Source organism: Caulobacter sp. GW821-FHT12D05 (genome assembly GCF_058807295.1).
Genome location: NZ_JBXAQO010000004.1, coordinates 443,111 through 469,537, shown reverse-complemented (window position 1 = coordinate 469,537; position 26,427 = coordinate 443,111). Strand labels below are relative to the sequence as shown.

Genomic DNA, 26,427 nt, shown 5'->3' with positions numbered 1-26,427 from the left:
TGGGCGTCGACGGCATGTTCTGGTTTCCGAAAGGAACGACGCACGAGAACGCCCGCGCCGCCATCCGCTCCTTCCTTGAGCATTTCCGCCCTTGTGGCCGACGAACGCGGGTTCGTCCATGCCCTAGAGGCGGTCAGGCCCTGTCTCCGGCGCGCCAAGCCGAAGAAATGGGCTCATCCTGAAGACGGAAGCGCGCGCGGCTTCCTCATCGTCGGTAAGTAATAAATCATTCCCATTTGGCCGGGCCGGCGTCTCGCCAACGTCGCAAAACGTCGCTATAAGGACCCATGTCAAACCAAGAAAAAGCAATCGCCGTCGTTGAACGGCTCAATGACGAATACGAACGCGCCGTCGACGCTCTCCGGACCGCCCTGCGCGCCTATCTCGAAAACGGAACCCGGCCCGACCCGCAAGCGCGGTTCGACGGTACGTTCGCCTATCCCGAGCTGCGCCTGACCTACGACCCCGAGGCCCTGCCGCCCAAGCTGGCCCGTTCGTACGCCCGCGTTAGCCGCCCCGGCGTCTATTCCACGACCGTGACCAAGCCGGCCCAGTTCAAGGACTATCTGGTCGAGCAACTGACCCTCCTGATGGACGACTTCGAGGTCGAGATCGAGGTCGAGCGCTCGCGTCAGGAGATCCCGTATCCCTACGTTCTGGACGCCACCATCGACCTGAACCAGGCCGACGTGCGCAGCGAAGACATCGCCCGCTTCTTCCCGACCACGGACCTGGCCTTCATCGGCGACGAGATCGCCGACGGGGTGTGGGACCCGACCCTGGAGGAGACGCGTCCGCTGTCGCTGTTCGACGGCCTGCGCACCGACTTCTCGCTGGCCCGTCTCAAGCACTACACCGGCACGCCGGCCGAGGACGTGCAGCAGTTCATCCTGTTCACGAACTACAACCGCTATGTCGACGAGTTCGTGCGCTGGAGCATCGAGCAGCTGCAGCAGCCCGACAGCCCCTACACGGCCCTGTCGTGCGCGGGCGGCCTGACCATCACCGCCAACACGGTCAATCCGGAACTGGCGGTGGCGGAGTCGACCTGGCGCAAGCACCAGATGCCGGCCTACCACCTGATGGCCCCGGGCGGCGCGGGTGTGACGCTGCTGAACATCGGCGTCGGCCCGTCCAACGCCAAGACCATCTGCGACCACCTGGCGGTGCTGCGCCCGCAGGCCTGGCTGATGATCGGCCACTGCGGCGGCCTGCGCGACACCCAGACCATCGGCGACTACGTCCTGGCCCATGCCTATCTGCGCGACGACCACGTGCTGGACGCCGTGCTGCCGCCGGAAATCCCGGTGCCCTCGATCGCCGAGGTCCAGCGGGCGCTCTACGACGCCTCCAAGGCGATCAGCGGCGACAGCGGCGACCAGCTGAAGAAGCGCCTGCGCACCGGCACCGTCGTCACCACCGACGACCGCAACTGGGAACTGCGCCACAGCCTCTCGGCCCTGCGCTTCAACCAGAGCCGCGCCGTGGCCATCGACATGGAGTCGGCGACCATCTCGGCCCAGGGCTATCGTTTCCGGGTGCCGTACGGGACGCTGCTGTGCGTGTCGGACAAGCCGCTGCACGGCGAGATCAAGCTGCCGGGGCAGGCGAATGCGTTCTATGAGCGGGCGATCAGCCAGCACCTGCAGATTGGGATCATGGCCTGCAAGCTGTTGCACGCCGAGGGGCCGAACCTGCACTCGCGGAAGCTTAGGGCGTTCGACGAGCCGCCGTTCCGGTAGGCTCGGCGATAGATGCTCCCCCGCGATGCGGGGGAGCTGTCGCGGAGCGACTGAGGGGGCTAACTGGATCGAGGCCGTGCTGGCCCCCTCCGGCCCTCTGGGCCACCTCCCCCGCATCGCGGGGGAGGATCTATTGGCCTACGCCTCCTCCGCCCAAGCCTTGATCAGCTGATGCGCGATCGCCAGCGGCGGCGGCGCGAACACCCCCTCCAGCTCGCCCTTGATCAGCTGCTGGGCCTCTTCCTTGGTAAACCAGCGCACCTCTTCCAGCTCGGTCTGGTCCGGCGCGGCGTCGGCGTTTTCGACATCCGCCATCAAGCCCATCATCAGCGAGCCCGGCCACGGCCAGGGCTGGCTGGAATGGTAGCGCACGGCCGTCGCCTTCAGCCCCGCCTCTTCCTGCAGCTCGCGGGCGCAGGCTTCCTCGATGGTCTCGCCGGGCTCGATGAAGCCGGCCAGGGCCGAGAACATGCCGGCTGGCCAAGCTGCCTGACGGCCCAGCAGGCACTTGCCCTCGTGCAGAGCCAGCATGATCGCTACCGGGTCGGTGCGCGGGAAGTGTTCGGTCTCGCAGGCCGTGCAGATCCGCTTCCAGCCGCCGTCGCTGACCTCGGTCTTCTGGCCGCAGGCGCTGCACCAGCGGTGGCGACGGCGCCATTCGAACATCGACTTGGCGGTGGCCAGGATGCCGGCGTCGGCCGGCGGCATGGTCGAGGCCGCGCCGCGCAGCTCCTCAAAGCGCCCCAGGCCCTTCAGCGGACCCTCGGCGGGATCGGCCGCGCCCTCGACGTCGACGGCGAAGACCGCGATGTCCTTCCACAGGCCCATATACAGCAGGCGCTCATTGCCGCCCGCCAGGTCTTGGGCCAGGTCCGCGCGCAGATAGGCGATCTGGACGCCGGTCGGCTGACCGTCTTCGCCCAGGACGTCCTCGACCAGCGGCTTGCCGTTCCACAGCGCCACGGCCAGGGATTCGGCGTCGGTCAGCTTTTCAGCCAGCCAAGCCTCGTCGCCGCGACGCTCGCTGTCGCGGTTCAACGGGTTGCCGGCGAAGGTGTTGGTGATGATCGAAAGAGGCATTTGTCGTCTCTAGCGCGAGTATGAACGCTCGTCACGACGTCGCAGATGCGTCATGCGTCTTGCATCCGCCGCAATGACCCGCGATATAGGCCTCGGAGATCGGCGCGGACGGAAGCCTCGCCAACCTGGTCAGGGCCGAGAGGCAGCAGCCACAACGAGATCACCTCTGGGTCGCTGTCCGGTCTCCACCTTCCCCTAAATTCTGTCAGTAGATGCACGCTCAAGCGGGCGTGAGGCTTTTGCTGCGCCCTTCGCGCCACTACACTCGGACTCATGGCCGACCACGACGACCTCACGAACGATTCCGCGCCGCCGTGGGACGAAGCGCCCGCTGAACGCGACGAGAACACCGCCGACATCTTCGGTGAGACGCCCGCGCCGGCGGCCCGTGAAGAGTCGCGCCCCGTCGTCGAGTCTCCGCCCGAGGGCAAGGAAGGCGACGCCTATACGGTGCTGGCGCGGAAATACCGCCCGCGCACCTTCGAGGACCTGATCGGCCAGGAGGCCATGGTCCGCACCCTGGCCAACGCCTTCTCGACGGGGCGTATCGCCCACGCCTTCATGCTCACCGGCGTGCGGGGCGTCGGCAAGACCACGACCGCGCGCCTGCTGGCCCGCGCCCTGAACTACGAGACCGACACCGTCAAAGGCCCGTCCGTCGACCTGACCACCGAAGGCTACCACTGCCGCGCCATCATCGAGGGCCGGCACATGGACGTGCTGGAACTGGACGCCGCGTCGCGCACCAAGGTCGACGAGATGCGCGAGCTGCTGGACGGGGTGCGCTACGCCCCGGTCGAGGCGCGCTACAAGGTCTACATCATCGACGAAGTGCACATGCTGTCGACGGCGGCGTTCAACGCCCTGCTGAAGACGCTGGAAGAGCCGCCGCCGCACGCCAAGTTCATCTTCGCCACCACCGAGATCCGCAAGGTCCCGGTGACGATCCTGTCGCGCACCCAGCGCTTCGACCTGCGCCGGGTCGAGCCGGACGTGCTGGTCAAGCACTTCGACAAGATCTCGGCCAAGGAAGGCGCGCGGATCGAGACCGACGCCCTGGCCCTGATCGCCCGCGCGGCCGAGGGTTCGGTGCGCGACGGCCTGTCGCTGCTGGACCAGGCGATCGTCCAGACCGATCGTGGGGCCACGGTCACCTCGGCCGTCGTGCGCGACATGCTGGGCCTGGCCGATCGCGGCCAGACCATCGCCCTGTTCGAAAACGTCATGGGCGGCAAGACCAAGGACGCGCTGGAAGGCTTCCGCGCCCTGTGGGGCTTCGGGGCCGACCCGTCGGTGGTCATGCTCGATGTCCTCGACCACTGCCACAGCTCGGCGGTGTCCAAGGCCCTGGGGCCGGACGCCCTGTCGATGCCCAAGGAGCAGGCCGCCCGCCTGGCCGCCATCGGGGCGCACACCTCGGCCGGCACGCTGTCGCGCCTGTGGCAGATGCTGCTGAAGGCCCATGAGGAGGTGCGCCGCGCGCCCGACGCCATGGCCGCGGCCGAGATGGCCCTGATCCGCCTGTGCTACGCCGCCGATCTGCCAGGGCCTGAAGAGGCGCTGAAGGCCCTGCGCGACGGTTCGCCGATCGGCGGCGGCGGTCCGGGCGGTGGTGTCTCGGTCGGCGGCGGCGGCGGCGGTGGTGGCGGTGCGGTCTCGGCCCATGCGCCGATGACCATGGCCGCGCCGGGCGCCCAGGCCATGCCGGTGGTCGCCTCGTTCGACGACGTCATGGCCCTGATCGCCGCCAAGCGCGACATCGGCCTGCGTCTGGACGCCGAGCAATATATCCGTCCGATCAGCTTCCGGCCCGGCGCCATCACCTTCGAGGCCGCCCCCGGCGCGCCCGGCAACCTGGCCGGCCGTCTGGTCCGCTTCCTGAAGGAAGCCACCGGCCAGCCCTGGCTGGTCGCGGCCGAAGGCGGCGGCGGGGCCGAGAGCCTGATGGAGCGCCAGAAGCGCGAAGAGCGCGAGCAGATGGAGGAGATCAAGAAGGATCCCTTCGTCGCCTCGGTGCTGTCGGCCTTCCCCGGCGCCGAGATCATCGAGATCCGCAAGCTGCTCACGCCGGAAACCCCGCCGCTCGAGCCGGACGAGGAAGAGGGCTGAGGCCCGCGATTTTGAAGTTGGAGTTCTAGGATGAAAGACCTCGGCGGCCTGATGAAGCAGGCCCAGGCCATGCAGCAGAAACTGGCCGACGCGCAGGCGCAGCTGGCCGTCAGCACGGTTGACGGCACCTCGGGCGGCGGCATGGTCACCGTCACCCTGATGGGCACGGGCGAGCTGGTGCGCGTGCTGATGGACGAAAGCCTGGTCCAGCCGGGTGAGGGCGAGGTCATCGCCGACCTGATCATCGCCGCCCACGCCGACGCCAAGAAGAAGCTGGACGCCAAGCAGGCCCAGATGATGCAGGACGCCGCCGGCCCGATGGCGGGCCTAATGGGCGGCATGCCCGGGATGAAGTTCTAAAAACTTGGGAGCCTCCGCCGGACCCGAGATCGAACGCCTGATCGCCCTGCTGTCAAAGCTGCCGGGGCTGGGACCGCGTTCGGGCCGGCGGGCGGCTCTGGCCCTGCTGAAGAAGCGCGACACGCTGCTGGCGCCCTTGGCGCTGGCCATGGCCGAGGCTCAGGCCAAGGTGCGCACCTGCGGGACCTGCGGTTCGCTGGACGTCACCGATCCCTGCTCGATCTGCGCCGACGGTTCGCGCGACCGGCGCCTGCTGTGCGTGGTCGAGGAGGTCGGGTCGGTCTGGGCCATGGAGCGCGGCGGCTCGTTCCGGGGGCGCTACCACGTGCTGGGCGGCTTGTTGTCGGCGCTCGATGGTGTCGGTCCCGAAGCCCTGCGCATCGGCGAGTTGGCGGCCCGCGTGGCTGACGGCGAGGTGGCCGAGGTGATCCTGGCCCTGCCGGCCACGGTCGACGGGCAGACGACCGCCCACTACATCGCCGACCGCCTGGCGCGGACCAATGTGCCGGTGACCATGCTGGCGCGCGGGGTGCCGGTCGGCGGCGACCTCGACTGGCTGGACGACGGCACCATCGCCCAGGCCCTACGCGCCCGGCGGCCGGCCTAGGCGGGGCCGTCCCCGCCCTTCGACAGGCTCAGGGTGAGGACTACTTTTGAAGCCGTATCAGTAGAAAACCTCATCCTGAGCTTGTCGAAGGACGAGGTTTTCGGCTCCTCAGTCGGAGACCGGTTTGGCCAACACCTTCGCCAAGGCCTCAAGGTCCAGCTCTGGGCTTTTGCGCCGCGACAGGTCCAGCGTCCGGCGGCCCAGTTTCAGATAAAGATCGAACAGCGCTGGATCACGGGCGGCGATCGCCTCGGCCTGCGCCTTCACCGTCGTGGCGTCGCCGCGCGCGATCGGGCCGGTCAGGGCCTGGACGGGGCCGCGCTCCAGGATCGCGCCCAGGGCGTCGCGCAGGATGGGCGCGAGGATCCGCAGGCTGTCGGCCTGGCCGATCCCTGCCGCCGCGTGAGCGTCCAGCGCCGCCTGCACCAGCGTCGTCAGGTAGTTCGACGCGAACACCGCGCCTGCATGATAGAGCCGCCGGTCGACGCTGGGCTCGAGGACCACCGGCTCGCCGCCGATCGCCCGCACGGCCGGGGCCAGGACGTCCAGCGCCGCCGGATCACCCTGCAGGGTGCAGACCACGCCCTCGAAGGTGGCGACCTCGCGGGCCGGGTCGGCGAAGGCCTTGACCGGATGCAGCGCCGCGAGGGCCGCGCCGCGCAACGGCGCCAGAGGCCCGAGGTCGCGAGCGCCGCTGCAATGGAAGACGACCAGCCCCGTCGGATCGACCTTCTCCGCCAGCCGTGTCGCGACAGCCTCGATGGCCTCGTCGCGGACCGACAACATCACCGCGTCGCCGGGGCTAGGGGAGAAGGCCTCGAGATCCATAACCTCGCCGCCGCCGATGAAGGCCCGGCCCGCCTGCGCGCTCTCCGGCGTGCGCGCCGCGATCCCGGCGATCTCGAACGCGCCGTGGTCATGGAACAGCCGGCCCAGGGTCTTGCCGACCGCGCCCGGTCCGATGATCCAAAGTCGGGCCATGCTGGCGCTCCTTGCGACGAGGCCGAGCATCTAGACCCTCGTCGCGTCCAGATCGAGAGCCGCCCGCTGACAGCGCCGCTTGGTCATGCCAAGCTTGGCGTACTCGCGTTCGGCGAACCGCCGCCGCGCCAGGAATGAGGGACTGATTTCATGAGCACGCCCGAAGACAAGGCTCCGGAAGCCGAAACCGAAGCGCCGCACCCGGCCAAGGTCGGCGTGGTGGACAAGGGCCACAACGTCACCGGTTTCGCCGGCGAGCCGATCAACGGCATGATCGCCGATCTCGCCGACGGCGACGACTGACAAGATACGGGCGGCGGCCTTTAAGCCGCCGCCGACTCCCGGTAAGAACGGAGCATGAACTTCTCCGATCCGTTCCTGATCCTGGCCATCGTCTTTGCTCTGGCCGCTGCCGCCTGCGCCCTGTGGGCGCTCACCGCGCAGAAGCGGGCTGCCAAGGCCGAGGCCGATGTCTGGAGACTGCAGGAGCGCGAACGCCTGCTGGAAGACCAGACCGCCACCCAGATCGAACTGATCAAGGCCCAGGCCGCCCAGAGCGCCAACGCCATCGCCGAGCAGCTGATCCGGCGCGCCGACGAGAACGCCAAGAGCCGTGACAACCTGGCCCAGGCCCGCCTCGAGGCCCAGCTGAAGCCCGTGGCCGAGACCCTGGCCAAGTTCGAGGCCCAGGTCACCGCCGTCGAGAAGTCGCGCGCCGAAGAGACCGGCGGCCTGAAAGCCCAGATCGCCGCCCTGCTGGAGGCCTCGACCGCCACCCAGGCCGAAGCGCGCAAGCTGTCGGCGGCCCTGCGTCGCGGGGCTGGCGTGCAGGGGCGCTGGGGCGAGCAGACTCTGAGGAACGTGCTCGAGGCCGCCGGCCTCAACAGCCGCTTCGACTTCCAGGAGCAATTCAGCGTCGACAGCGAGGAAGGCCGCCGCCGGCCCGACGTCAAGGTCACCCTGCCGGGCGGCGGGGTGTTCGTGATCGACGCCAAGTGCTCGCTGAACGCCTTCCTTGAGTCGCAGGAAGCGACCGACGATGTGCTGCGCGAGGCGGCCATGGTCCGCCACGCCCAGAGCGTGCGCAGCCACATGCAGGGCCTGTCGTCCAAGGCCTATTGGGATCAGTTCGCGGGCGAGGGCTCGCCCGACTTCGTGGCGATGTTCGTGCCGGGCGACGGCTTCCTGGCCGCCGCGCTTGACCGCTTGCCCGAGCTGATGGCCGAGGCCATGGACCGCCGCGTGGTGCTGGTGACGCCGACGACCCTGTTCGCGCTCTGCAAGGCCGTCGCCTATGGCTGGCGCGCCGAGGACCAGGCCAAGAACGCCGCCCGTATCGTCGAGGTTGGCCGCGAGCTCTACAAGCGCGTCTCGGTCATGGGCGCCCACGCCGGGGCCATGGGCAAGGCGCTGGAGAGCGCGGTGGGCAAGTACAACCAGTTCGTCGGCTCGCTGGAGAGCCAGGTCCTGACCCAGGCCCGCCGCTTCGAGGACCTGTCGGTCGACCACGAAGGCAAGAAGATCGACGAGCCGGCAGCCATCGAACAGGGGGTGCGGCCTCTCACGAAGTTGAGCGGGGCGGGACAATCTCCCACCTTGACGCTCGGAAATGAGACGCCTACCTGATCAGCGTTATGGCCATCCGTCGCATCCTCACCGTCGATAACGCCGCCGATCTGGCGACGCTGAAGAAGATCTCCACGCCCGTGGAGGCCGTCACCGATGAGCTGCGAGCGTTGATGGATGACATGCTGGAGACCATGTACGACGCCCCCGGCATCGGCCTGGCCGCCGTGCAGATCGGCGAGCCCGTGCGCGTCATCACCATGGACCTGGCCCGCGAGGGCGAGGAGCCGGCGCCGCGCTACTTCGTCAATCCCGAGATCCTGTCCAGCTCGGAAGACACCCTCGGCTACGAGGAAGGCTGCCTGTCGGTGCCGGAATATTTCGACGAGGTCGAGCGTCCGTCGAAGGTCACCATCCGCTACCTGAACTATCAGGGCGAGACGGTCGTCGAGGAAGCCGAGGGCCTGTTCGCCGTCTGCATCCAGCACGAGATGGACCACCTGGAAGGCGTGCTGTTCATCGACCACCTGTCGCGCCTGCGCCGCGACCGCGCCATCACCAAGGTCAAGAAGGCCCGCCGCGCGGCCTAAGCCGCCAGGGCCTGCCTCGCCAGCGCATTGATCTGAAGGTCGATCTCGGCTCCGCGCTGATCGTCGTCGCCGATGAACCAGGCCGCTGACAGGCCTGTCCAAGCCACGATCCATGCAAGGATGCGGGTCGCTTCGACGCCCGTTTCTTCGGTCACGATCTTCAGTCGCGCTTCAAACCGTCCGGGCAGCGTGGCCACGGGCTGGGTCGGGTCGCCCAGGTCCGGATTGGTGAAGATGTTGGCGAAGTCGAAGGCGCGCTCGCCGACCAGGCCGTGCGGATCGATGGCCAGCCAGCCGCGCTCCCCGAAGTCCAGCACGTTGTCGTGGTGCAGGTCGCCGTGTAGCGAGCGGATGTCGCGCTGGTCGGCTAGCAGGACGCGAGCCTGTTCGGCGGCGGGCGCGAGCGCCGGATGGCTCGGCGCCAGGTCGAAGAGCGGCTGGAACCAGCGGTCTAGAGGGTTCAGCTCGGGCAGAGATCCCGATCTCGGCGCATGCAGTCGCGCGGCGGTCCGGCAGAGGATGCGGCAGGCCTCGTCGTCCTGACCCGACCGCGCCATTTCCGCCAAGCTGCGCTGGCCGAGGGCGCGCTCCAGGAGCAACGCGCCCTCCGAGGCGGCGATGACCTTCGCCGCGCCTTGGCCGCCCCACCAGGCCATCAGCCGATAACCGGCCTGCTCGTCAGGGATCCGCGCGACCTTGAGCATCGCCGCTTCGGATCCTCGGCGGACAGGCAGCACCCAGCTGGAATGGGTCGTGATGAGTGCGCCGTCGGGGAGCAGGGTCCAGTCACGGAGATAGGGCGTGACCTCGGGTGGAATTGTCATGCCCCGTACTTGAGAAGGGCGGGCCGAAGGCGCAAGCGCCTCAAGCCGCCCGCGCCTGACCACGCTCCGCCGCCAACGTCTCGACCAGCGCGTCAACCGCCGTCTCCGCCTGCGCCAGTGAGGCCGCCAGGCGATCGTCCTGGAACTCGTCATACTCCACGGCGACCGTGCGCAGGTCGGTGATCCCCAGATAGGCCAGGGGCTTGGCCAGGCTGGGCGTGACCAGCTCCAGGTCGGCGACCCGTCCGCCGGCGTCGTAGCCGTAGTCGCCGCGCGCGGTCAGGACGACCAGGGTCTTGCCGTGGTCGGCCAGCATCGGCCAGTAGGGCTCGCCCTCGCGCGACCGGTCGAAGCCGAAGGTCAGGCCCACGCGGACGATGTTGTCGATCCAGGCCTTGAGCGGGGCCGGCGGGCCGAAATTGTACATCGGCGCGCCGATGACGATGACGTCGGCGGCCTTCAGCTCGGCGACCAGGGTGTCGCTTTCGGAGAGGACTTCACGCATCCAGGGTTCGCGGGCGGCCTCCGGCGTGAAGGCGGCGTGGATCCAGTCGCCGCTGACCGGGCGCGGCGGACGCAACCCGACGTCGCGGTGGCGGATCTCGTCGTCCGGCCGCAGTTGGCTCCAGCGCTGGACGAAGCGATGGGTCAGGCGGCGGGTGTGCGAGCCGTGGCGGCTCTCGCCCGAGCGGCCCGAACGGGCGCTGGCGTCGATCTGCAGGACGGTGGTCATGAGCGTCTCCGAGGTGATGAAGGGTCATCCGTGGAGAGCGTTCTGCGCGCGTGACGGCGCGCTGACGAACGCGTAATCATCAGGCCATGGATGAGATCAATTCATCTTTCTCGCGCCGCCGCCTGCCGCTGGGCGCCCTGCGCGCCTTCGAAGCGGCCGCCCGGCTGGAGAGTTTCCGCCTGGCCGCCGACGAGCTGGCCGTGACCCCAACGGCGATCAGCCACCGCATCCGCGAGCTGGAGGAGACGCTGGGCCTGAAGCTGTTCGACCGCCAGGTGCGGCGGGTCAGCCTGACCGTCGCCGGCCAGCGTCTGTTCCCGGTGCTGCGCGACGGCTTCGACGCCTTCGCCGAGGCGCTGCGGACCCTGTGCCCGGAGGAGGGCGAGACCGTCGTCACTCTGTCGGCCCTGGTTGGCTTCACCGCCCGTCTGCTGCTGCCGCGCATGGCCGCGTTCCGCACCGCCCACCCCAACGTCCAGCTGCGGCTGCACGCCTCCGACGATACGGTGGATCTGCGCTCGGGCGCGGCGGACATCGCCATCCGCTACGGCTATGGCCCGTTCCCAGGCCTCAAGGCCGAGCCTTTGTTCGTCGAGACCTTCGCGCCGGTGTTCAGCCCCAACCTGGCCCTGGGCTCGCCCGAGGACCTGCGCGGCCAGCCGCTGCTGCATTGCGAGTGGCGACACCCGGCGGCGGACACCCCGACCTGGGCGCGCTGGGCGCAGGTGGCGGGGCTGGCGGACCTGGATGCGACCCCGCGCCTGGTGTTCACCGACGACAGCCACGCCTACCAGGCGGCGGTCGGCGGCCTGGGCGTGGCCATGGGCAGCCTCAGCCTGGTGCGCGACGAGCTGGAGACGGGCCTGCTGGTCCAGCCGTTCGGCCCGGTGATCGAAGGGCGTCCCTACCATCTGCTGCGGCTGCCAACGGCCTCGCGGGCGGTGATGGCGGTGCATGACTGGCTGCTGGCGGTGCTGAGGCCCTAGGCCCCGACGAACTGCACGAACGAGATGCGGTTGCCGTCCGGATCGCGGATCTGGAAGTCCAGGCCGCCCCACGGCTGCTGCACCAGTGGCTGGACGAGGTCCGCGCCGGCCGTTTCGAACTCAGCGAACAGCGCCCGCACGTCCTCGACCTGGATGGTCGCCAGGATCAGCGACTCCTCGTGCGCCGCCAGCGCGGCGAAATTGGGCTCATCGACATGGCGCAGGTGCAGGCAGACGCCGTCGCGGCTGACCGCTCCGTAGAACACCGGCTGGCCGTGCAGGAAGTCGACCGTGAAGCCCAGGCGCTTGGCGTAGAACCCCGCCGCCGCCTCGACGTCGCGGGCGAACAAGATCGGCGTGATGCTGGTCAGGCGCGGGCTCATCGCTTGCGGCCCTGGTCGGTCTCGTACGGTGTCCCGTCGCGGTGGCGATAGATATCCTCACCGTCGCGCAGGACGAGGTCGATATCGGGATAGTCACAGCCGTCGATGTCCGGCCGCCGTGAGCCGATCTCCAGCAGCAGTACGTCCCTGTCGGAGCGGTTCTGGAAGTGGTGGCCGTTGGCGACGCCGGCCTTGAAGCCCGCGCAGTCGCCGGCGCGCAGCACCGTCTCGCCGTCGTTTTCAACCAGCACCACCTCGCCCTGGACCACCCAGGTGAACTCGTCCTCGGCCGTGTGCCAGTGGCGCTGGCTGGACCAGACGCCGGGCTCCAGCCGCAGCAGGTTCACCCCGAATTGGTCCAGGCCCACCGCGTCGCCCAGCTTGGTGCGATGGCGGCGCAGGCAGGGTTTATCGAACGGCGCCGGATAGGCCGTGCCGACGCGGGTCGGGGCCGTGGTCAGGTCGATCTTGGGCAAGGGCGTGTCCTCCGCCCGCGCAGTTAAGCACGGCTTCCGCCCGCCTCAACCGACCCGCTGCACCTTGGCGTTCCGTTTCCACTCGGGACGGGTCATGCCGACGAAGGCCTTGCCCGGATCGGCGCCGTTGCGGACCAGCAGGTCGTAAAGACTGTTGGCGGAGGTTATGGCCGCCAGACCCTCGCGCGTGAAGGTCTTGGTCTTGTTGCCCGGCTTGCCGTCCTTGTCCTCGTCGCCCCAGATGTTCTGCGACAGCAGCGGGTTGGTCAGGGCCTGGGAGAAGGCGTCGATGGCCACCATGCGCAGGATCAGCGGCGGCAGCGGCGAGTTGGCCGCCGTGTCCTCGGCGAACAGGCCGACATAGAGCTCGACCTTGTCGACATGGCCGTACTGCGCGCGCAGCTGGTCGGCGACGCCGGGGCGGGTGCTGATCTCCTCGAAGGTCGTCACGGCCTTCATGCCGTTGGCCACCCGATAGGCGTTGTAGGAGTCGATCTGGTTCGAGCGCGCCTGCCGGATCGCCCGCACCTCGACGTCGTGCAGATAGTCGGCGGTGTTGTGCGCGCCCAGCAGCGCCGCGGGCTGGGCGCTCATCCAGACATAGGCGTTGGCCAGGCCGTGGGCGGTCAGCTGGTCGCCGCCGAACTGCAGATCCCGGGTCTTGAACGGCTGCCCTGCCCAGGTGATGTCTTCGGAGACCAGCGAGTGCCAGCGATACAGCAGGCTGAACTCGGCGGTGATCCAGTTGGGCTTGTTCCACGGCCGCTTCCAGCCGTCGTTGGGATAGGCCAGCAGGCGGATGCGCGAGGGCGAGATGTGGTTGATGTACTCCTCGACCACCAGCTTGATGTAGAGGACGATCACCACGTTGCGGGCGGTCTCGAACACCCGGTCGTCGTTCCAGTCGGGATTGGCCGCCGAGATCACCCTGGCCAGCCGGTTGTGCTCGCGCAGGAAGAGGGTCCCCATCATCATCGTGCCGACCGTCGAGTTGGCGCGATCGCCGCCCAGGGCGAAGAGTTGACGCTTGATGTCGAGCGGCGTCGCCTTGCGCTCGGGCGTGCCTTTCTCGAGGTCGGCCGGAATGTCCTTGTCCAGGACGCCCAGCGGCGGATCCAGGTCGACGAAATCCTTCAGCACCACGCCATTCGCGTCATAGAGCGACGGCGGATATTCCTCGCCCTTGATCGTCTGCGACCTCAGTCGGCCGCGCTGGTCAGGCGACTTCAGGCGCAGGGCGTTGGTCTGGGTCTCGGTGCGGCCATACAGCGTGCAGAGGTCGATCTCGTGGTTGGAGGTGTTGCGGGCGCGATCCTCCTTGGTGGCCGACACCATGGTGCGGATGAAGCCGTCCGTCAGGTACTGGGCGAAGGCCGGGAACAGCATGGTCGACTTGGCGCAGTAGACCTGGGGCTTGCCCGCCGCCCGCGCGAACAGGCCGGCGGTGACGTCCTCGGCGGGAAACGGGCCCAGGTCCTTCGCCGGCAGCTGGCGGGCGCTGTAGGTGCGGTCGGTGAGGCCCGCCCAGCTGATGTAGGGGGTCTTGGTGCTCCAAGGATGCGGGCGGGGCCGGGTCTCGGCGACGATGCCGTTGATCAGCAGGCCGCTGATCCAGCGGTGAAAGGCGGGCCAGACCGTGGTCAGCCAGGCTACGACCGGCTCCAACGCCGCGATCAACCACGCCAGCATGTTGAACTCCCCCAAGGTCGATTGAATTTCCGAACGGTACAGCTTTTGCGGGAATTGTCGAAGGATCAAGTTTGCGTCGCCTCGGCGCCGGGCCTAAAGGCATGGCCATGACCGAAGCCGCCCTCATTGACCCCGTCGCGCTTGCCCAGGCCCTGATCCGCCGTCCGTCGGTGACCCCGGCCGATGCCGGCGCGATGGACACGTTGCAGCGCCAGCTGGAAGCCCTGGGCTTTGCCTGCCGCCGCATGAAGTTCGGTGAGATCGAGAACCTCTACGCCCGGCGCGGCACGGCGCGGCCGAACCTGTGCTTCGCGGGCCATACCGACGTTGTGCCGGTGGGCGATGACGCCGCCTGGACCGCCGGGCCGTTCGAGGCCGAGATCAAGGACGGGGTGCTGTACGGCCGGGGCGCGGTCGACATGAAGTCGGCCATCGCCGCCTTCGTCGCCGCCGTCGCCAAGATCCCCGAGCATGCCGGCTCGATCAGCTTCCTGATCACCGGCGACGAGGAGGGCGTGGCCGAGGACGGCACCGTCAAGGTCGTCGAGGCCCTGGCCGCCGAGGGCGAGATCATCGACCACTGCATCGTCGGCGAGCCGACCAGCGCCAACCTGCTGGGCGACATGGTCAAGATCGGCCGGCGCGGCAGCATCAACGCCTGGATCGCGGTCGACGGCAAGCAGGGCCACGTGGCCTATCCGCACCGCGCGGCCAATCCGATCCCGGTGCTGGTCGACATCCTCTCGCGCCTGCAGAGCCGGATCCTGGACGACGGCTATACCGGCTTCCAGCCGTCGAACCTGGAGGTGACGACGGTCGATGTCGGCAACACCGCCACCAACGTCATTCCCGCTTCGGCCAAGGCCCGGGTGAACATCCGCTTCAACCCGGCCCACAAGGGCCACGAGCTGGCCAGCTGGATCGAGCAGGAGTGCCGCGAGGCCGCCGAAGGCTTCTCGGGCCGTGTCGAGGCGCTGTGCAAGATCAGCGGCGAGGCCTTCCTGACGGAGCCCGGCGCCTTCACCGACGTGATCGTGGCCGCCGTGGGCGACGCCACCGGCCGCGTGCCGGAGCTATCGACCACCGGCGGCACCAGCGACGCTCGTTTCATCCGCGCCCTGTGCCCGGTGGTCGAGTTCGGCCTGGTCGGCTCGACCATGCACCAGGTCGACGAGCGTGTGCCGGTCGAGGAGATCCGTTATCTGGCCGACGCCTATGAGGCGCTGATCAACCGCTACTTCGCGGCGTTCGCGTAAAGGGCGGGGCGTCGGGCATGAAGGCGCTCTCGATCCCCGACGTGCTGGCCGAGGTGGCGGTGCTGGTGAAACCGCACTTCGGCAAGGGGCGTACGGCTGACTACATTCCGGAGCTGGCCGACGTGCCGGGGACCAAGTTCGGCATGGCCGTGCGCACGGTCGATGGCGGCGAGCACGTGATCGGCGACGCCGACGAAGGTTTTTCGGTTCAGAGCATCACCAAGGTCTTCGCCCTGGGCCTGGCGCTGAACCGCCTGGGCGACGAGACCTGGACGCGGGTGGGCAAGGAGCCCTCGGGCACGCCGTTCAACCATCTGTCGCTGCTGGAAGCCGAGCAGGGCGTGCCGCGCAATCCGTTCATCAACGCCGGGGCGCTGGCCGTCACCGACATCCTGATGGACGTCACCAAGGACCCGGCCGCCCTGGTTCGCGACTTCGCCGGTTTCCTGTGCGACGAGCGGCTGGAGATCGACCCGACGGTGGCGGCGTCCGAGCTGGCCAACGCCTGGCAGAACCGCGCCATCGCCAGCCTGATGCGCGGCAAGGGCACGCTGACCCACGACCCCGAAAGCGTCGTGGCCGCCTATTGCCGCCAGTGCGCCCTGACCATGAGCTGCCGCCAGCTGGCCCGCGCCTTCCTGCCGCTGGCGGCGGGCGGCTTCTCGCCGATCGCGCAGGAGACGGTGTTCCCCGAGCGCCTGACCCGGCGGCTGAACGCGCTGCTGCTGACCTGCGGGATCTATGACAGCGTCGGCAACTTCGCCTACCGCGTGGGCCTGCCCAGCAAGAGCGGCGTCGGTGGGGGCATCGTGGCGGTAGTCCCCGGCAAGGCGACGATCGCGGTGTGGTCGCCGGAGCTGGATCGGTACGGCACCTCGGTGGTGGGGACGGCGGCGCTGGAAGCGTTCAGCCAGATCACCAACTGCTCGGTGCTGTAAGGACGACAAGATCCTCCCCTAGCGGGGGAGGTGGCGCGAAGCGCCGGAGGGGGTAGTTGTCCTGGCCCGGCCTCTTCCCCCTCCGTCGCCGCTCCGCGTCGACACCTCCCCCGCTAGGGGGAGGATCTGAACTAGTCGCCGTAGCCCACGCCCACCAGGTACAGGCCATCGGCCGGCGCCACCGGTCCGCACTCGCGGCGATCCTTGGCCTCCAGCGCGGCCTTCACGTCGTCCGGCGTCCAACGCCCAGCGCCGACCTCCACCAGGGTGCCGGTCATCGAGCGCACCTGCCGATGCAGGAAGCTCCGCGCCTCGAAGTCCAGGTGGATCTCTTCCCCCACACGTCGCACGCGAGCCACGTCCAGCGTCTTCACCGGGCTCTTGGCCTGGCAGTGCATGTCGCGGAAGGTCGTGAAGTCGTGCAGGCCGATCAGAGCTTGCGCGGCTGCATGCATGGCGTCCGCGTCCAGGTCCTTCTTCACGTGCCAGACCTTGCCCTTGTCCAGCGCCGGCGGGGCGCGGCGGTTGAGGATCCGGTAGAGGTAGCGGCGCTCATTGGCCGAGAACCGCGCGTGCCAGTCGCCCTCGGCGACCTCGGCCGACAGGATCGACACCGCCTCGCGCGTCAGGTGGGCGTTGAGGGCGTTGAACACCGTCTGGGCGGGCCAGTCTTTCTCAAGGTCGACATGCACCACCTGGCCGGTGGCGTGGACGCCGGTGTCGGTGCGGCCGGCGGCGGCGATGCGCACGGTCTCGCCGCTGAAGGCCGTCACCGCCGCCTCGATCGCGCCCTGCACGCTGGGCAGCACAGCCTGGGCTTGGAAGCCGCTGTACGGACGGCCGTCATACTCGACGAGGAGGCGGTAGCGCGGCATCAGGCCAGCGTCGTCCCGGCGGCGATCGGGAAGCCGCGCGTGAAGGTCTCGGCGTCCTGGACGCCCTTGCCCTCGCGCTGGGCCTTCAGGAGGCGCACGGAGCCTTCTCCGCAGGCGATCAGCAGGCTGTCATCCAGAGCGGTCCCGGCGGCGCCCGAGGCCGCCTCCACGCGCGACAGCAGGGCCTTCACGCGGACGGGCCCCTTCTCCGATGGCGCTTCGAACCAGGCGCCGGGGAAGGGCGACAGGCCGCGGATGTGGCAGTCGACCTCGGCGGCGGGGCGGGTCCAGTCGATGCGGGCCTCGGCCGACTTGATCTTCTTGGCGTAGGTGACGCCTTCTTCGCTCTGCGGCGTTTCGCGGGCGCCGCCGCGTTCGATGGCGGCCAGGGCGACGGGCAGCAGCTGCGCGCCGGTGGCGGCCAACTTGTCGTGCAGGGTGGCGACAGTGTCGTCGGCCGCGATCACCACCTGCTGCGACATCAGGATCGGACCCTCGTCCAGGCCCTCGCTCATCCGCATGACCTGGACGCCGGTGACCGGGTCGCCGGCCATGATCGCCCGCTGGATCGGGGCCGCGCCGCGCCAGCGGGGCAGCAGCGAGGCGTGCAGGTTGAAGCAGCCGTAGGTCGGGGCGTCGAGCACGGCCTTGACCAGGATCTGGCCGAAGGCGACCACGACGGCGGCGTCCAGCTCCAGCGCCTGGAAGGCCTCGATCTCTTCGGCGGTCTTCATCGAGACCGGCGTGCGGACCGGCAGGCTCAGGCCTTCCGCGAAGGCGTGGACCGGCGAGGGCTTCAGTTCCTGGCCGCGCCCGCGCGGGGCCGGCGGCTGGGAGTAGACGGCGACGATCTCATGGCCCGAGGCGACCAGTTCGGCCAGGCAGGTCACGGCGAAGTCGGGCGTGCCGAGGAAAGCGATGCGCATGGCGGGGGTTTAGCGGTCTCGGCGGCTTCACGCAAAGCCGAGTCGGAACCTCAGCCGTGGCGCTCCGTTATCCAGCCGACTCAAAAGGAGCCCGACCATGCGTTCCAAGCTGATGCTGATCGCCGCCGCCGGTGCGGCCCTGACTCTCGCCGCCTGCTCGCAGGAACACGCCACCGAAGTGAAGGAAGGCGCGCAAGCGGCCGCCTCCGACATCAAGGACGCCGCCAAGAACATCGCCAATGACCCGGACGTCAAAGAAGCCGGCACGGCGATCAAGGAAAGCACCAAGGAGACGGCCGGTGAGCTGAAGCAAGCCGCCGGCGAGGCCGCCGACAAGGCTGGCGAACTGGGCGCCAAGGCGGGCCAGGAAGCCAAGGAGGCCGGCACCGAGCTCAAGCACGACGTCAAGAAGGGCGCGGACGACAGCAAGCGCCAGCTGGACAAGGCCACCAATTAACAAAGACCCTCCCCCCGTGGGGGAGGGTCTTGACCTCTTAGTCCCGCAGCAGGTCGTTGATGCTCGTCTTCGACCGCGTCTGCGCGTCCACCGTCTTGACGATCACGGCGCAGTAGAGGCCCAGGCCGCTCTTCGGATCGGGGCGGTTACCCGGAACCACGACGCTGTAGGGCGGGACCTTACCGACGTGGACCTGGCCGGTCGCGCGGTCGATGATCTGGGTCGAGGCGCTGATGAACACGCCCATCGACAGGACCGAGCCTTCGCCGACGACCACGCCCTCGACGACTTCCGAGCGGGCGCCGATGAAGCAGTTGTCTTCGATGATGGTCGGGTTGGCCTGCAGGGGTTCCAGCACGCCGCCGATGCCGACGCCGCCCGACAGGTGGACGTTCTTGCCGATCTGGGCGCACGAGCCGACGGTCACCCAGGTGTCGACCATCGTGCCTTCGTCGACATAGCCGCCGATGTTCACGAACGACGGCATCAGGATGACGTTCTTGCCGATGTGGGCGCCGCGACGGACGATCGCGCCCGGCACCGCGCGGAAGCCGCCGGCCTCGAACTGCGGGGCGTCCCAGCCGTCGAACTTGTTCGGCACCTTGTCCCACCACGGACCGACGCCGCCGCCCAGCGTGCCGGCGCGCATGACGGTGTTGGGGTTCAGGCGGAACGACAGCAGCACGGCCTTCTTCAGCCACTGGTGGGTGATCCACTCGCCGTTGACCTTTTCCGAGACGCGGGCCTTGCCGCTGTCGAGCAGCAGCAGCGACTCTTCCACGGCGGTGCGGACCGGGCCGGTGGTGGCGGCCGAGACGTCGGCGCGGGCTTCCCAGGCGGCTTCGACTTCGGTCTGGAGGTCCGAGAGGCTCACGGTCGCGGTCATTGCGGGCTTCCTTGCAGGCGGGCCGAGTTCAGGAACTCAGGCAGATCGTTGGTCCGGAAATGGACGTGTTCGGAGGTCGAGTCCTTGGCGTGGGCTCCGACCAGGATGGTGGTCATGCCCAGCCGCGCGGCCGGGACCAGGTTCTTTTCGCTGTCCTCGAAGAAGGCGGTCTTCGGCGGATCGATGGCGTGCAGCTTGCTGATCTTGTCGAAGGTGCTCAGCGAGGGCTTGGGGATGTAGTCCGCCGTCTCGATCGCGAAGACCTCGGAGAACAGGTCGCGCAGATTCAGGTGTTTCAGCACCCGTTCGGCATGGCCGACCGAGCCGTTGGTGAAGATGATCCGCCGGCCGGGCAGGCGGGCGATGGCCTCGCGCAGTTCCGGGCTGGGGATCAGCCTGTCCATCGAGACGTCGTGAACCTCGTCCAGGAACGCCTTGGGCTCCATGCCGTGGTTGAGCATCAGCCCCGACAGGGTGGTGCCGTGCTCGGTGAAGTACTGCTTCTGCAGCGCCTTGGCTTCCTCGCGGGGGAGGCCGGTCATCCGCTCGACGAAGTCGGTCATCTTGACCTCGATCAGGCCCATGAACTCGCTTTCCAGCGGGTACAGGGTGTTGTCGAGGTCGAACAGCCAGGTGTCGACGTGAGAGAGGTCCGCGCTCATTGCGAGATGAGCGTGCCCGCGCCGTGTTCGCTGAACAGCTCGACCAGCATGGCGTGCGGACGGCGGCCATCCAGGATGACCACGGCCTCGACGCCCGCCTCGATGGCGTGGATCGCGTTTTCCAGCTTGGGGATCATGCCGCCGGTGGCCACGCCCGAGGCGATCAGCTCACGGGCCGCGTCGACCGTCATCTCGCGGATCAGCTCGCCATTGCCGTCGAGCACGCCCTTGATGTCGGTCAGCATCAGCATCCGCTTGGCCTTCAGCGCACCCGCGAGCGCGCCGGCCACGGTGTCGGCGTTGATGTTGAAGGTCTCGCCGGCGGCCGAGACGCCGATCGGGGCGATCACCGGGATGTAGTCGGTTTCCGAGGCCAGCAGCGTCTGGATGATGTGCGGATCGACCTTGGTCGGCTCGCCCACGAAGCCCAGGTCGACGGCCTGCTCGATATTGCTGTCCGGATCCTTCTTGGTCCGGGTCACCTTCTCGGCGGTGATCAGGCGGGCGTCCTTGCCCGACAGGCCCACGCCGCGCACGTCGGCCTCGGCGCCGGCCTGGGTGATCCAGCTGGCGATTTCCTTGTTGATGGCGCCCGACAGGACCATCTCGGCCACTTCCATCGTCGCTTCGTCGGTGACGCGCAGGCCGTCGATGAAGGTCGACTTGACGCCGGCCTTGTCCAGCATGCGGCTGATCTGCGGACCGCCGCCGTGCACGACCACCGGATGGACACCCAGGAGCTTGAGCAGCACCGCGTCGGCGGCGAACACCTTGGCCACGTCTTCCTGGCCCATGGCGTGGCCGCCGTATTTGATCACCACCGTCTCGCGGTCGTAGATCTGGATATAGGGCAGGGCCTCGGCCAGGGTCTTGGCTGTGGCCCAGCCGGCTTCCTCGGCGGCGACGTCGGTCAAGGCGGCGGTCCCTCGATACGTAAAATCGGCGCCTCGATAGCGGACCCCGCCCCCCCTGTCATCAAAGAAGGACCCTCAGCGGGGTCGATCGAACCGCCATTTCATGGCCAGCACGCCGCCGGACATCAGCAGGCAGGCGATGTTGGAGACGATGACCGGCCAGGCCTGGATCAGGAAGCCGTAGGTCACCCAGCAGGCAAAGCCCGTGACGGTGACGATGTAGGTGCGCAGCGAGACGGACGAGGCGTCCTTCTCCTTCCAGATCTTGACGATCTGCGGCGCGAAACTGGTGATCGAAAGCAAGGCCGCGGCCGTGCCGACGACAGCGGCGACCGGCGGTACGGCCACTAGGCGGTCTTCGAGAGGACGTCGTCCAGACCCCACAGCGCGGCATAGGCCGGCGCCAGGGTCAGACCCACCGGCACGGGACCGGGCACGTGGCCTTCGGTCAGGCAGAAGGTCAGGTAGTTGAGGGCGGTCTTCACGCCATGCTCGGAATAGGGCTTGCCGATCACCCCGCAGGCGCCGGCGAAATCCTCGGGCAGGCGCTTGACGTTGGCGGTCATGAATAGCGCCACGCCGCCGCAGTCCTGCGAGATCTTGCGGGCCACGTCGACGCCGGTCGGGCCGTCGCTGAGGTGGACATCCACCAGAGCCAGGTCAGGGTGAAGCTTTTCGGCGAGATCCACGGCCTCGTCCGAACTCATCGCGCAGCCGAGCGAGTGGCACCCCACTTCCTCGACGAGGTGTTCCAGCTCGATCGCCAGAAGCATCTCGTCCTCGACTATCAGCACATCGAGCGCACGACCGCTCATCAAGCTAACTCAACCTTCCTAGTTCGCCCCGTTCACGGGCAGCAGAACGACAACACGGACACCTGGTTCCGCATCGGTCGTCTCACTTTTGGCCTTCAACTGCTGACACAGCAGCTGAACGATGGTCAGACCGAACCCCGATGGTTTGGTGTCCTTGTCGAAACCAACGCCGTCATCGGTTATTTCGATCCTGAAATTCCCCTCTTCGCGGCGAACGCCGACGAAGATCTTGCCGCCGCGGCCCTCCGGGAAACCGTGCCGTAGCGCGTTGGTCAGCAGCTCGTTGACCACCAGGGCGAAGGGCGCGGCCTTGGAGGCGGGGATCTCGACCCGCTCCAGATCCAGTTCGATGCGGATGTCGTCGCGGGCGGCCGAGCCCATCAGGTCGGCGACCATGTCGCGGATGAAGGCCGAAACGTCGAAACGCTCCACATCCTCGCTCTGGAACAGGCGGCGGTGGACGGTGGCGATGGCGTTGACCCGGCCCAGCATGCCCTTCAGCGAGGCTTTCAGAGCGGGATCCTGAACGCGACGGTTCTGCAGCAGCAACAGGCTGGAGATGAGCTGCAGGTTGTTCTTCACCCGGTGGTCGACTTCGTGGAGCAGGGCGGTCTTCTGCTCCAGGGCTTCCTTCAGCTCGTGCGTCCGCGCCTCGATGATCGCTTCAAGATCCGCGGGGCTACGGCCCGTGGCCTGGCTGACATCGCGTACAGATTCCGAATAGTCGTCCATGCCTATGGTCAAGCTCCCACCACCCCGTTGACGCTCAACGTACCCGATCCTGTCGGGTTCCCAACATAGGTGGACGGCGAAATGAAAACGGCGGGAATCCTTCAAGGATTCCCGCCGCGCATCCGATGGTCTTACCCGTGCTTCCCGGAACGGGCAGGCCGTCAGGAAGCCGTTATTTCGGTTGGTAGATGCGGTCGAACACGCCGCCGTCGTTGAAGTGCGTGGCCTGGGCCTTCTTCCAGCCGCCGAAGGTGTCGTCGATGGTCACCAGCGGGATCTTCTTGAAGCGGGCCGCATACTTGTTGGCCACGTCGGCGTTGCGCGGACGGTAGTAGTTCTTGGCGATCAGCTCCTGGGCCAGCGGGCTGTACAGGAAGTTGAGGTAGCCCTCGGCGATGGTGCGGGTCTTGTGGCGGTCGACGTTCTTGTCGACCACGGCGACCGGCGGCTCGGCCAGGATCGACAGCGACGGATAGACGATGTCGAACTTGCCCGGCAGTTCGTCCTGGGCGAGGTAGGCCTCGTTCTCCCAGGCCAGCAGCACGTCGCCCAGGCCCCGCTGGGTGAAGCTGGTGGTGGCGCCGCGGGCGCCGGTGTCCAGCACGGGCACGTGCTCGAACAGGCTCTTCACATAGGCCTCGGCCTTGGCGGGGTTGCCGCCCGGCTGTTTCAGGGCCCAGGCCCAGGCGGCCAGGTAGTTCCAGCGGGCGCCGCCCGAGGTCTTGGGGTTGGGCGTGATCACGTCGATGCCCGGCTTCACCAGGTCGCCCCAGTCCTTGATCTTCCAGGGGTTACCCTTGCGGACCAGGAACACGATGGTCGAGGTGTAGGGGGTCGAGTTCTGCGGCAGGCGCGACTGCCAGTTGGCCGGCAGCAGCTTGGCCTTGGCGGCGATCTCGTCGATGTCATAAGCCAGGGCGAGGGTGACGACATCGGCCTGCAGGCCGTCGATCACCGAGCGGGCCTGCTTGCCCGAACCGCCGTGGCTCTGGTTGATCACCAGGGTCTGGCCGACGCGCTTCTTCCAGTAGTCGGCATAGGCGGCGTTGATGTCCTTGTAGAGCTCGCGCGTCGGGTCGTAGCTGACGTTGAGCAGGGTGATGGTCTTGCCGGCCTGGGCGTTGGCCAGGCTGGGCAGGCCGCTTGCGGCCAGGGCCGCGGCGCCCGCGCCGGCGCCGGCCAGCAGGCCGCGACGGGTGGTCTTGTTCAGGTCTTGGGTCATCACTGAAGCCTCTGTTTTTTCGGGCTGCCCGCCTGCCGCGAGCTTGCAATACGCCGTCCGCCGCTAGGCGGGTTTGTAGATTTGATCGAACACGCCGCCGTCATCGAAGTGCCGGGCCTGGGCTTTCGCCCAGCCGCCGAACTGCTTGTCGATCGTCACCAGCGGGATCTTGGGGAACTTGGATGCGTACTTGGCCGCCGCCGCCGGGTTGCGAGGGCGGTAGTGGTTCTTGCCGATCAGATCCTGGGCCAGCGGGCTGTACAGGAAATTCAGGTAACCCTCGGCGATGGTGCGTGTTCCACGGCGGTCGACCACCTTGTCGACCACGGCGACCGAGGGCTCGGCCAGGATCGAGATCGACGGATAGACGATCTCGAACTTGTCGGCCCCGAATTCCTCGCGGGCCAGGTGGGCCTCGTTCTCCCAGGTCAGCAGGACGTCGCCAATCTCGCGCTGGGCGAAGGTGGTCATCGATCCACGAGCGCCGCTATCCAGGATCGGGACCTGCGAATACAGCTGCTTGACGAAGGCCTGGGCCGAGGCGTCCGAGCCGCCGGGGCGCTTGAGGGCATAGGCCCAGGCCGCCAGATAGGCCCAGCGCGGCGCGCCGCCGGTCTTGGGATTGGGCGTGATGATGCTGACGCCCGGTTTCACCAGATCGCCCCAGTCGGCGATCTTCTTCGGGTTGCCCTTGCGGACCAGGAAGATGATCGTCGAGGTGTAGGGCGCGGAATTGGCCGGGCGGCGAGACTTCCAGTTCTTGTCGATCAGGCCGCGCTTGGCGATCTGGTCGATATCGTCGGCCAGGGCCAGGGTGACGACGTCGGCCTGCAGGCCGTCGATCACCGAGCGGGCCTGCTTGCCCGAGCCGCCGTGGCTCTGGCTGATCGTCAGGTCCTGACCGACCCGGCTCTTCCAGTACTTGGCGAAGGCCGGGTTGATCTCCTTGTAGAGTTCCCGCGTCGGGTCGTAGCTGACATTGAGCAGGGTGGCGGGCTTGGGAGCCCGGGCCTGCGCGGCGCCAGCCATGACCAGGGCCGCCGTTCCGGCTCCCGCCGCGATCAGGTCGCGGCGGGAAGGAACGAAGGACCGGGCGTCGCGGGACTTCGACATGAAGAGGTTCCTTAGAAGGCGAATTGGCTGCGGAAGTTGACCGCCTGGTAGCTCTGGCTGAGGGCGGTGAGGCCGCCGGCCGGATCCTTGCGATCGATGTCGACATCCAGATAGTCGACCGAGAACTTGGTCACCGAGTTGGGGAACCAGTTCAGGCCGGCGGTCCAGATGGTCTGTTCGCCGCCGCGCACGCGGTCGCCGGCCAGGGTCGCATCCTCGTGGTGGTTCAGGTCCAGCACCGAGTAGCGAGCGGCCAGTTCCCACGCGCCCCACTTGCCGGCCTTCGGGTCGAAGGGGTTGGCGATGGCGGGGGCGTCGAAGGCGAAGGTGTTGGGGTTGTACTTGCGGGCCTCGCCCGTCAGCACCCAGCCGCCTTCCACGTACCAGCCCGTGAACTTCGGATTGGTGACGCCGGCTGCCGCGTTGCGACGGTCGATCTTGTAGTCGAAGTACTCGCCCTGGATCAGCAGGCCCTTCTTCTGGGCCGCGGCTTCCAGGCCGAAGTGGCGGGCGCTCTTGGCGTCGATGCCGCCGGTGGTGACCAGCTGGGTCCCGTCGACACGCAGCTCAGGACGGTCCTGGATGGTGACGGCATAGGCGCCGGTCAGGGCCGCGGTCTGGGCCGGGGTGGCCACGACGCTGGCGTTGGCGCCGACATGGATCAGATAGTCCAGGCCCTTCACCGGGATGAAGGCGAAACGGCCCAGATAGCCCAGCTGCTCGTCAAAGGTCTGGCCGTCGCCGGCCTTGGCGCCCGAGACCGCGCCCGACAGCAGCCAGCGCTCCTGGACGATCTGGCCTTGCAGCGCGATGCGGCGGTCGGCGCCGGCCAGGCCGCGAGCGGCTTCGGCGGCCGACGGACGTTCCGGGAACAGCGAGCCGTTGGTCGAGGCCGCGTCCTCCAGGCCCAGGTTCGGGGCGTAGGCGCCGACCCGGATCTTGAAGGGGGCGTAGTTGTACTGGACGAACAGTTCCTGCAGCTGGCCGGCGCCGTCGGCGCCCGCGCCGCCGAAGTCCAGCAGGATCGAGTAGTCGAAATACTTGGCGAACTTGCCGTCGACGCCCAGGCGGGCGCGGCGGAAGTTGGTGCCGTTGTTCAGGTCGCGGGCGTTGCCGATCACGGCCGGCAGGCCCTTGTCCTGGAAGTACTGGGCGGCGTCCAGCTGCATCACCCCGTGCAGGGTGGCGCTGTAGGCGCCGTCGCCGGAAGCAATGGTCGGGCGGCCGGCCGCGATGCTGACGTTCGTGACGCTCTGAGCAGCGCGCACGTCCTTCAGGCTGGCGGCGGTGGCGGCCTTCAGGTCGGCGACCTGCTTTTGCAGGGTCTCCAGCTGGGCTTCCAGGGCGGCGATGCGGGCGGCGGCGTCGTCGGGCGTAGCGGTCTGAGCGTTCGCTACGCCGGCGGTCGCCAGCAGGGATACGCCGGCTATCAGCGCGGCGCGGAATGCAGTTCTGCCTAAGGTCATGTTTATTCCCCTTTCGGCGCCGCCGAGGCGGAACCGAAC

General features: G+C 68.2%; 28 protein-coding genes, 1 other RNA gene and 1 pseudogene. 12 read left to right on the top strand and 18 right to left on the bottom strand.

Annotated features, from left to right (window positions below):
- Positions 1 to 287: 287 nt before the first annotated feature.
- Positions 288 to 1,742, top strand: a complete 1,455-nt coding sequence (locus tag AC1RRR_RS20350; protein WP_492815692.1) for an AMP nucleosidase — start codon at positions 288 to 290, stop codon at positions 1,740 to 1,742.
- 138 nt (positions 1,743 to 1,880) lie between these two features.
- Here the strand turns inward: AC1RRR_RS20350 and nudC are convergent, their stop codons facing one another.
- Complete coding sequence (gene nudC, locus AC1RRR_RS20345) at positions 1,881 to 2,822, bottom strand: NAD(+) diphosphatase (protein ID WP_492815691.1); 942 nt, start codon at positions 2,820 to 2,822, stop codon at positions 1,881 to 1,883.
- A gap of 93 nt (positions 2,823 to 2,915) precedes the next feature.
- Between nudC and ffs the strand changes: the two genes are divergently transcribed.
- The 4 genes from ffs to recR all read left to right on the top strand — a co-directional run bounded on the left by ffs (position 2,916) and on the right by recR (position 5,898).
- Positions 2,916 to 3,013, top strand: an RNA gene (gene ffs / locus AC1RRR_RS20340) — signal recognition particle sRNA small type.
- An 82-nt stretch (positions 3,014 to 3,095) separates the two neighbouring features.
- The gene (locus tag AC1RRR_RS20335) at positions 3,096 to 4,931 is read left to right on the top strand and encodes a DNA polymerase III subunit gamma/tau (RefSeq protein WP_492815690.1); all 1,836 of its coding nucleotides are present in this window, start codon (positions 3,096 to 3,098) and stop codon (positions 4,929 to 4,931) included.
- Between the two features lie 30 nt (positions 4,932 to 4,961).
- Positions 4,962 to 5,291, top strand: coding sequence for a YbaB/EbfC family nucleoid-associated protein (locus AC1RRR_RS20330; RefSeq protein WP_295114021.1), 330 nt, complete (start codon positions 4,962 to 4,964; stop codon positions 5,289 to 5,291).
- A 4-nt stretch (positions 5,292 to 5,295) separates the two neighbouring features.
- Positions 5,296 to 5,898, top strand: coding sequence for a recombination mediator RecR (gene recR, locus AC1RRR_RS20325; RefSeq protein WP_492815689.1), 603 nt, complete (start codon positions 5,296 to 5,298; stop codon positions 5,896 to 5,898).
- A gap of 108 nt (positions 5,899 to 6,006) precedes the next feature.
- On the opposite strand, the gene AC1RRR_RS20320 is transcribed toward recR, so the two are convergent.
- Positions 6,007 to 6,879: a Rossmann-like and DUF2520 domain-containing protein gene (locus AC1RRR_RS20320; RefSeq protein ID WP_492815688.1), complete on the bottom strand. Its 873-nt coding sequence runs from the start codon at positions 6,877 to 6,879 to the stop codon at positions 6,007 to 6,009.
- 150 nt (positions 6,880 to 7,029) lie between these two features.
- On the opposite strand from AC1RRR_RS20320, the gene AC1RRR_RS20315 reads away from it, so the two are divergent.
- Genes AC1RRR_RS20315 through def form a run of 3 tightly spaced genes read left to right on the top strand, consistent with a single transcriptional unit; the run spans position 7,030 to position 9,035 of the window.
- Positions 7,030 to 7,182 carry a hypothetical protein gene (locus AC1RRR_RS20315; RefSeq protein ID WP_454718194.1) on the top strand — a complete coding sequence of 51 codons (153 nt, stop codon included), beginning with the start codon at positions 7,030 to 7,032 and terminating at the stop codon, positions 7,180 to 7,182.
- Between the two features lie 54 nt (positions 7,183 to 7,236).
- Positions 7,237 to 8,505, top strand: coding sequence for a DNA recombination protein RmuC (locus tag AC1RRR_RS20310; protein WP_492815687.1), 1,269 nt, complete (start codon positions 7,237 to 7,239; stop codon positions 8,503 to 8,505).
- A gap of 8 nt (positions 8,506 to 8,513) precedes the next feature.
- Positions 8,514 to 9,035: a peptide deformylase gene (gene def, locus AC1RRR_RS20305; protein ID WP_492815686.1), complete on the top strand. Its 522-nt coding sequence runs from the start codon at positions 8,514 to 8,516 to the stop codon at positions 9,033 to 9,035.
- Here the strand turns inward: def and AC1RRR_RS20300 are convergent.
- The gene (locus AC1RRR_RS20300) at positions 9,032 to 9,859 is read right to left on the bottom strand and encodes an APH(6)-I family aminoglycoside O-phosphotransferase (protein WP_492815685.1); all 828 of its coding nucleotides are present in this window, start codon (positions 9,857 to 9,859) and stop codon (positions 9,032 to 9,034) included. The two genes, def and AC1RRR_RS20300, sit on opposite strands and share 4 nt — an antisense overlap.
- Positions 9,860 to 9,899: 40 nt before the next feature.
- The gene (locus AC1RRR_RS20295; RefSeq protein ID WP_492815684.1) at positions 9,900 to 10,592 is read right to left on the bottom strand and encodes an FMN-dependent NADH-azoreductase; all 693 of its coding nucleotides are present in this window, start codon (positions 10,590 to 10,592) and stop codon (positions 9,900 to 9,902) included.
- A gap of 86 nt (positions 10,593 to 10,678) precedes the next feature.
- On the opposite strand from AC1RRR_RS20295, the gene AC1RRR_RS20290 reads away from it, so the two are divergent.
- Entirely contained in the window at positions 10,679 to 11,578 is a 900-nt protein-coding gene (locus tag AC1RRR_RS20290) for a LysR substrate-binding domain-containing protein (RefSeq protein WP_492815683.1), read from the top strand.
- Here AC1RRR_RS20290 and AC1RRR_RS20285 read toward each other — a convergent pair.
- From AC1RRR_RS20285 to AC1RRR_RS20275, 3 genes are read right to left on the bottom strand one after another with little or no spacing between them, the layout of a single operon-like run.
- Positions 11,575 to 11,961: a bleomycin resistance protein gene (locus AC1RRR_RS20285; RefSeq protein WP_492815682.1), complete on the bottom strand. Its 387-nt coding sequence runs from the start codon at positions 11,959 to 11,961 to the stop codon at positions 11,575 to 11,577. The two genes, AC1RRR_RS20290 and AC1RRR_RS20285, sit on opposite strands and share 4 nt — an antisense overlap.
- Positions 11,958 to 12,437: a cupin domain-containing protein gene (locus tag AC1RRR_RS20280; protein ID WP_492815681.1), complete on the bottom strand. Its 480-nt coding sequence runs from the start codon at positions 12,435 to 12,437 to the stop codon at positions 11,958 to 11,960. Before AC1RRR_RS20280 ends, AC1RRR_RS20285 begins: the two co-directional genes overlap by 4 nt.
- 45 nt (positions 12,438 to 12,482) lie before the next feature.
- On the bottom strand, positions 12,483 to 14,126 hold the full coding sequence (locus AC1RRR_RS20275) for a peroxidase family protein (protein WP_492815680.1): 1,644 nt from the start codon (positions 14,124 to 14,126) through the stop codon (positions 12,483 to 12,485).
- A 107-nt stretch (positions 14,127 to 14,233) separates the two neighbouring features.
- On the opposite strand from AC1RRR_RS20275, the gene dapE reads away from it, so the two are divergent.
- The gene (gene dapE / locus AC1RRR_RS20270; protein WP_492815679.1) at positions 14,234 to 15,382 is read left to right on the top strand and encodes a succinyl-diaminopimelate desuccinylase; all 1,149 of its coding nucleotides are present in this window, start codon (positions 14,234 to 14,236) and stop codon (positions 15,380 to 15,382) included.
- Between the two features lie 17 nt (positions 15,383 to 15,399).
- Positions 15,400 to 16,320: a glutaminase gene (locus AC1RRR_RS20265; RefSeq protein WP_492815678.1), complete on the top strand. Its 921-nt coding sequence runs from the start codon at positions 15,400 to 15,402 to the stop codon at positions 16,318 to 16,320.
- A 131-nt stretch (positions 16,321 to 16,451) separates the two neighbouring features.
- On the opposite strand, the gene truA is transcribed toward AC1RRR_RS20265, so the two are convergent.
- Positions 16,452 to 17,195, bottom strand: a complete 744-nt coding sequence (truA, locus tag AC1RRR_RS20260) for a tRNA pseudouridine(38-40) synthase TruA (protein ID WP_492815677.1) — start codon at positions 17,193 to 17,195, stop codon at positions 16,452 to 16,454.
- A complete protein-coding gene (gene fmt / locus AC1RRR_RS20255; protein ID WP_492815676.1) occupies positions 17,195 to 18,121 on the bottom strand; it encodes a methionyl-tRNA formyltransferase in 927 nt (308 codons plus the stop codon). Before fmt ends, truA begins: the two co-directional genes overlap by 1 nt.
- Before the next feature lie 97 nt (positions 18,122 to 18,218).
- Between fmt and AC1RRR_RS20250 the strand changes: the two genes are divergently transcribed.
- Positions 18,219 to 18,578, top strand: a complete 360-nt coding sequence (locus AC1RRR_RS20250) for a cell surface protein (RefSeq protein WP_492815675.1) — start codon at positions 18,219 to 18,221, stop codon at positions 18,576 to 18,578.
- 37 nt (positions 18,579 to 18,615) lie between these two features.
- On the opposite strand, the gene dapD is transcribed toward AC1RRR_RS20250, so the two are convergent.
- From dapD to AC1RRR_RS20205, 9 genes and pseudogenes are all read right to left on the bottom strand, one after another.
- Positions 18,616 to 19,464, bottom strand: a complete 849-nt coding sequence (gene dapD / locus AC1RRR_RS20245; protein WP_492815674.1) for a 2,3,4,5-tetrahydropyridine-2,6-dicarboxylate N-succinyltransferase — start codon at positions 19,462 to 19,464, stop codon at positions 18,616 to 18,618.
- The gene (locus tag AC1RRR_RS20240; RefSeq protein WP_492815673.1) at positions 19,461 to 20,126 is read right to left on the bottom strand and encodes a pyrimidine 5'-nucleotidase; all 666 of its coding nucleotides are present in this window, start codon (positions 20,124 to 20,126) and stop codon (positions 19,461 to 19,463) included. The genes dapD and AC1RRR_RS20240 overlap by 4 nt, the downstream gene beginning before the upstream one ends.
- Entirely contained in the window at positions 20,123 to 21,040 is a 918-nt protein-coding gene (gene argB / locus AC1RRR_RS20235; protein WP_492815672.1) for an acetylglutamate kinase, read from the bottom strand. Before argB ends, AC1RRR_RS20240 begins: the two co-directional genes overlap by 4 nt.
- Before the next feature lie 75 nt (positions 21,041 to 21,115).
- On the bottom strand, positions 21,116 to 21,388 hold the full coding sequence (locus AC1RRR_RS20230) for a SemiSWEET family sugar transporter (RefSeq protein WP_492815671.1): 273 nt from the start codon (positions 21,386 to 21,388) through the stop codon (positions 21,116 to 21,118).
- Positions 21,388 to 21,855 carry a response regulator gene (locus AC1RRR_RS20225; protein ID WP_492815670.1) on the bottom strand — a complete coding sequence of 156 codons (468 nt, stop codon included), beginning with the start codon at positions 21,853 to 21,855 and terminating at the stop codon, positions 21,388 to 21,390. The genes AC1RRR_RS20230 and AC1RRR_RS20225 overlap by 1 nt, the downstream gene beginning before the upstream one ends.
- A gap of 18 nt (positions 21,856 to 21,873) precedes the next feature.
- Positions 21,874 to 22,509 (bottom strand): annotated as a pseudogene (lovK, locus tag AC1RRR_RS20220) (photosensory histidine protein kinase LovK); the annotation flags it as partial.
- A 250-nt stretch (positions 22,510 to 22,759) separates the two neighbouring features.
- A complete protein-coding gene (locus tag AC1RRR_RS20215; RefSeq protein WP_492815669.1) occupies positions 22,760 to 23,809 on the bottom strand; it encodes a sulfate ABC transporter substrate-binding protein in 1,050 nt (349 codons plus the stop codon).
- A gap of 63 nt (positions 23,810 to 23,872) precedes the next feature.
- Positions 23,873 to 24,922 (bottom strand): sulfate ABC transporter substrate-binding protein, encoded by a 1,050-nt coding sequence (locus AC1RRR_RS20210; protein WP_492815668.1) that lies wholly within the window; start codon positions 24,920 to 24,922, stop codon positions 23,873 to 23,875.
- An 11-nt stretch (positions 24,923 to 24,933) separates the two neighbouring features.
- Entirely contained in the window at positions 24,934 to 26,388 is a 1,455-nt protein-coding gene (locus AC1RRR_RS20205) for an OprO/OprP family phosphate-selective porin (RefSeq protein ID WP_492815667.1), read from the bottom strand.
- Positions 26,389 to 26,427: the final 39 nt, after the last annotated feature.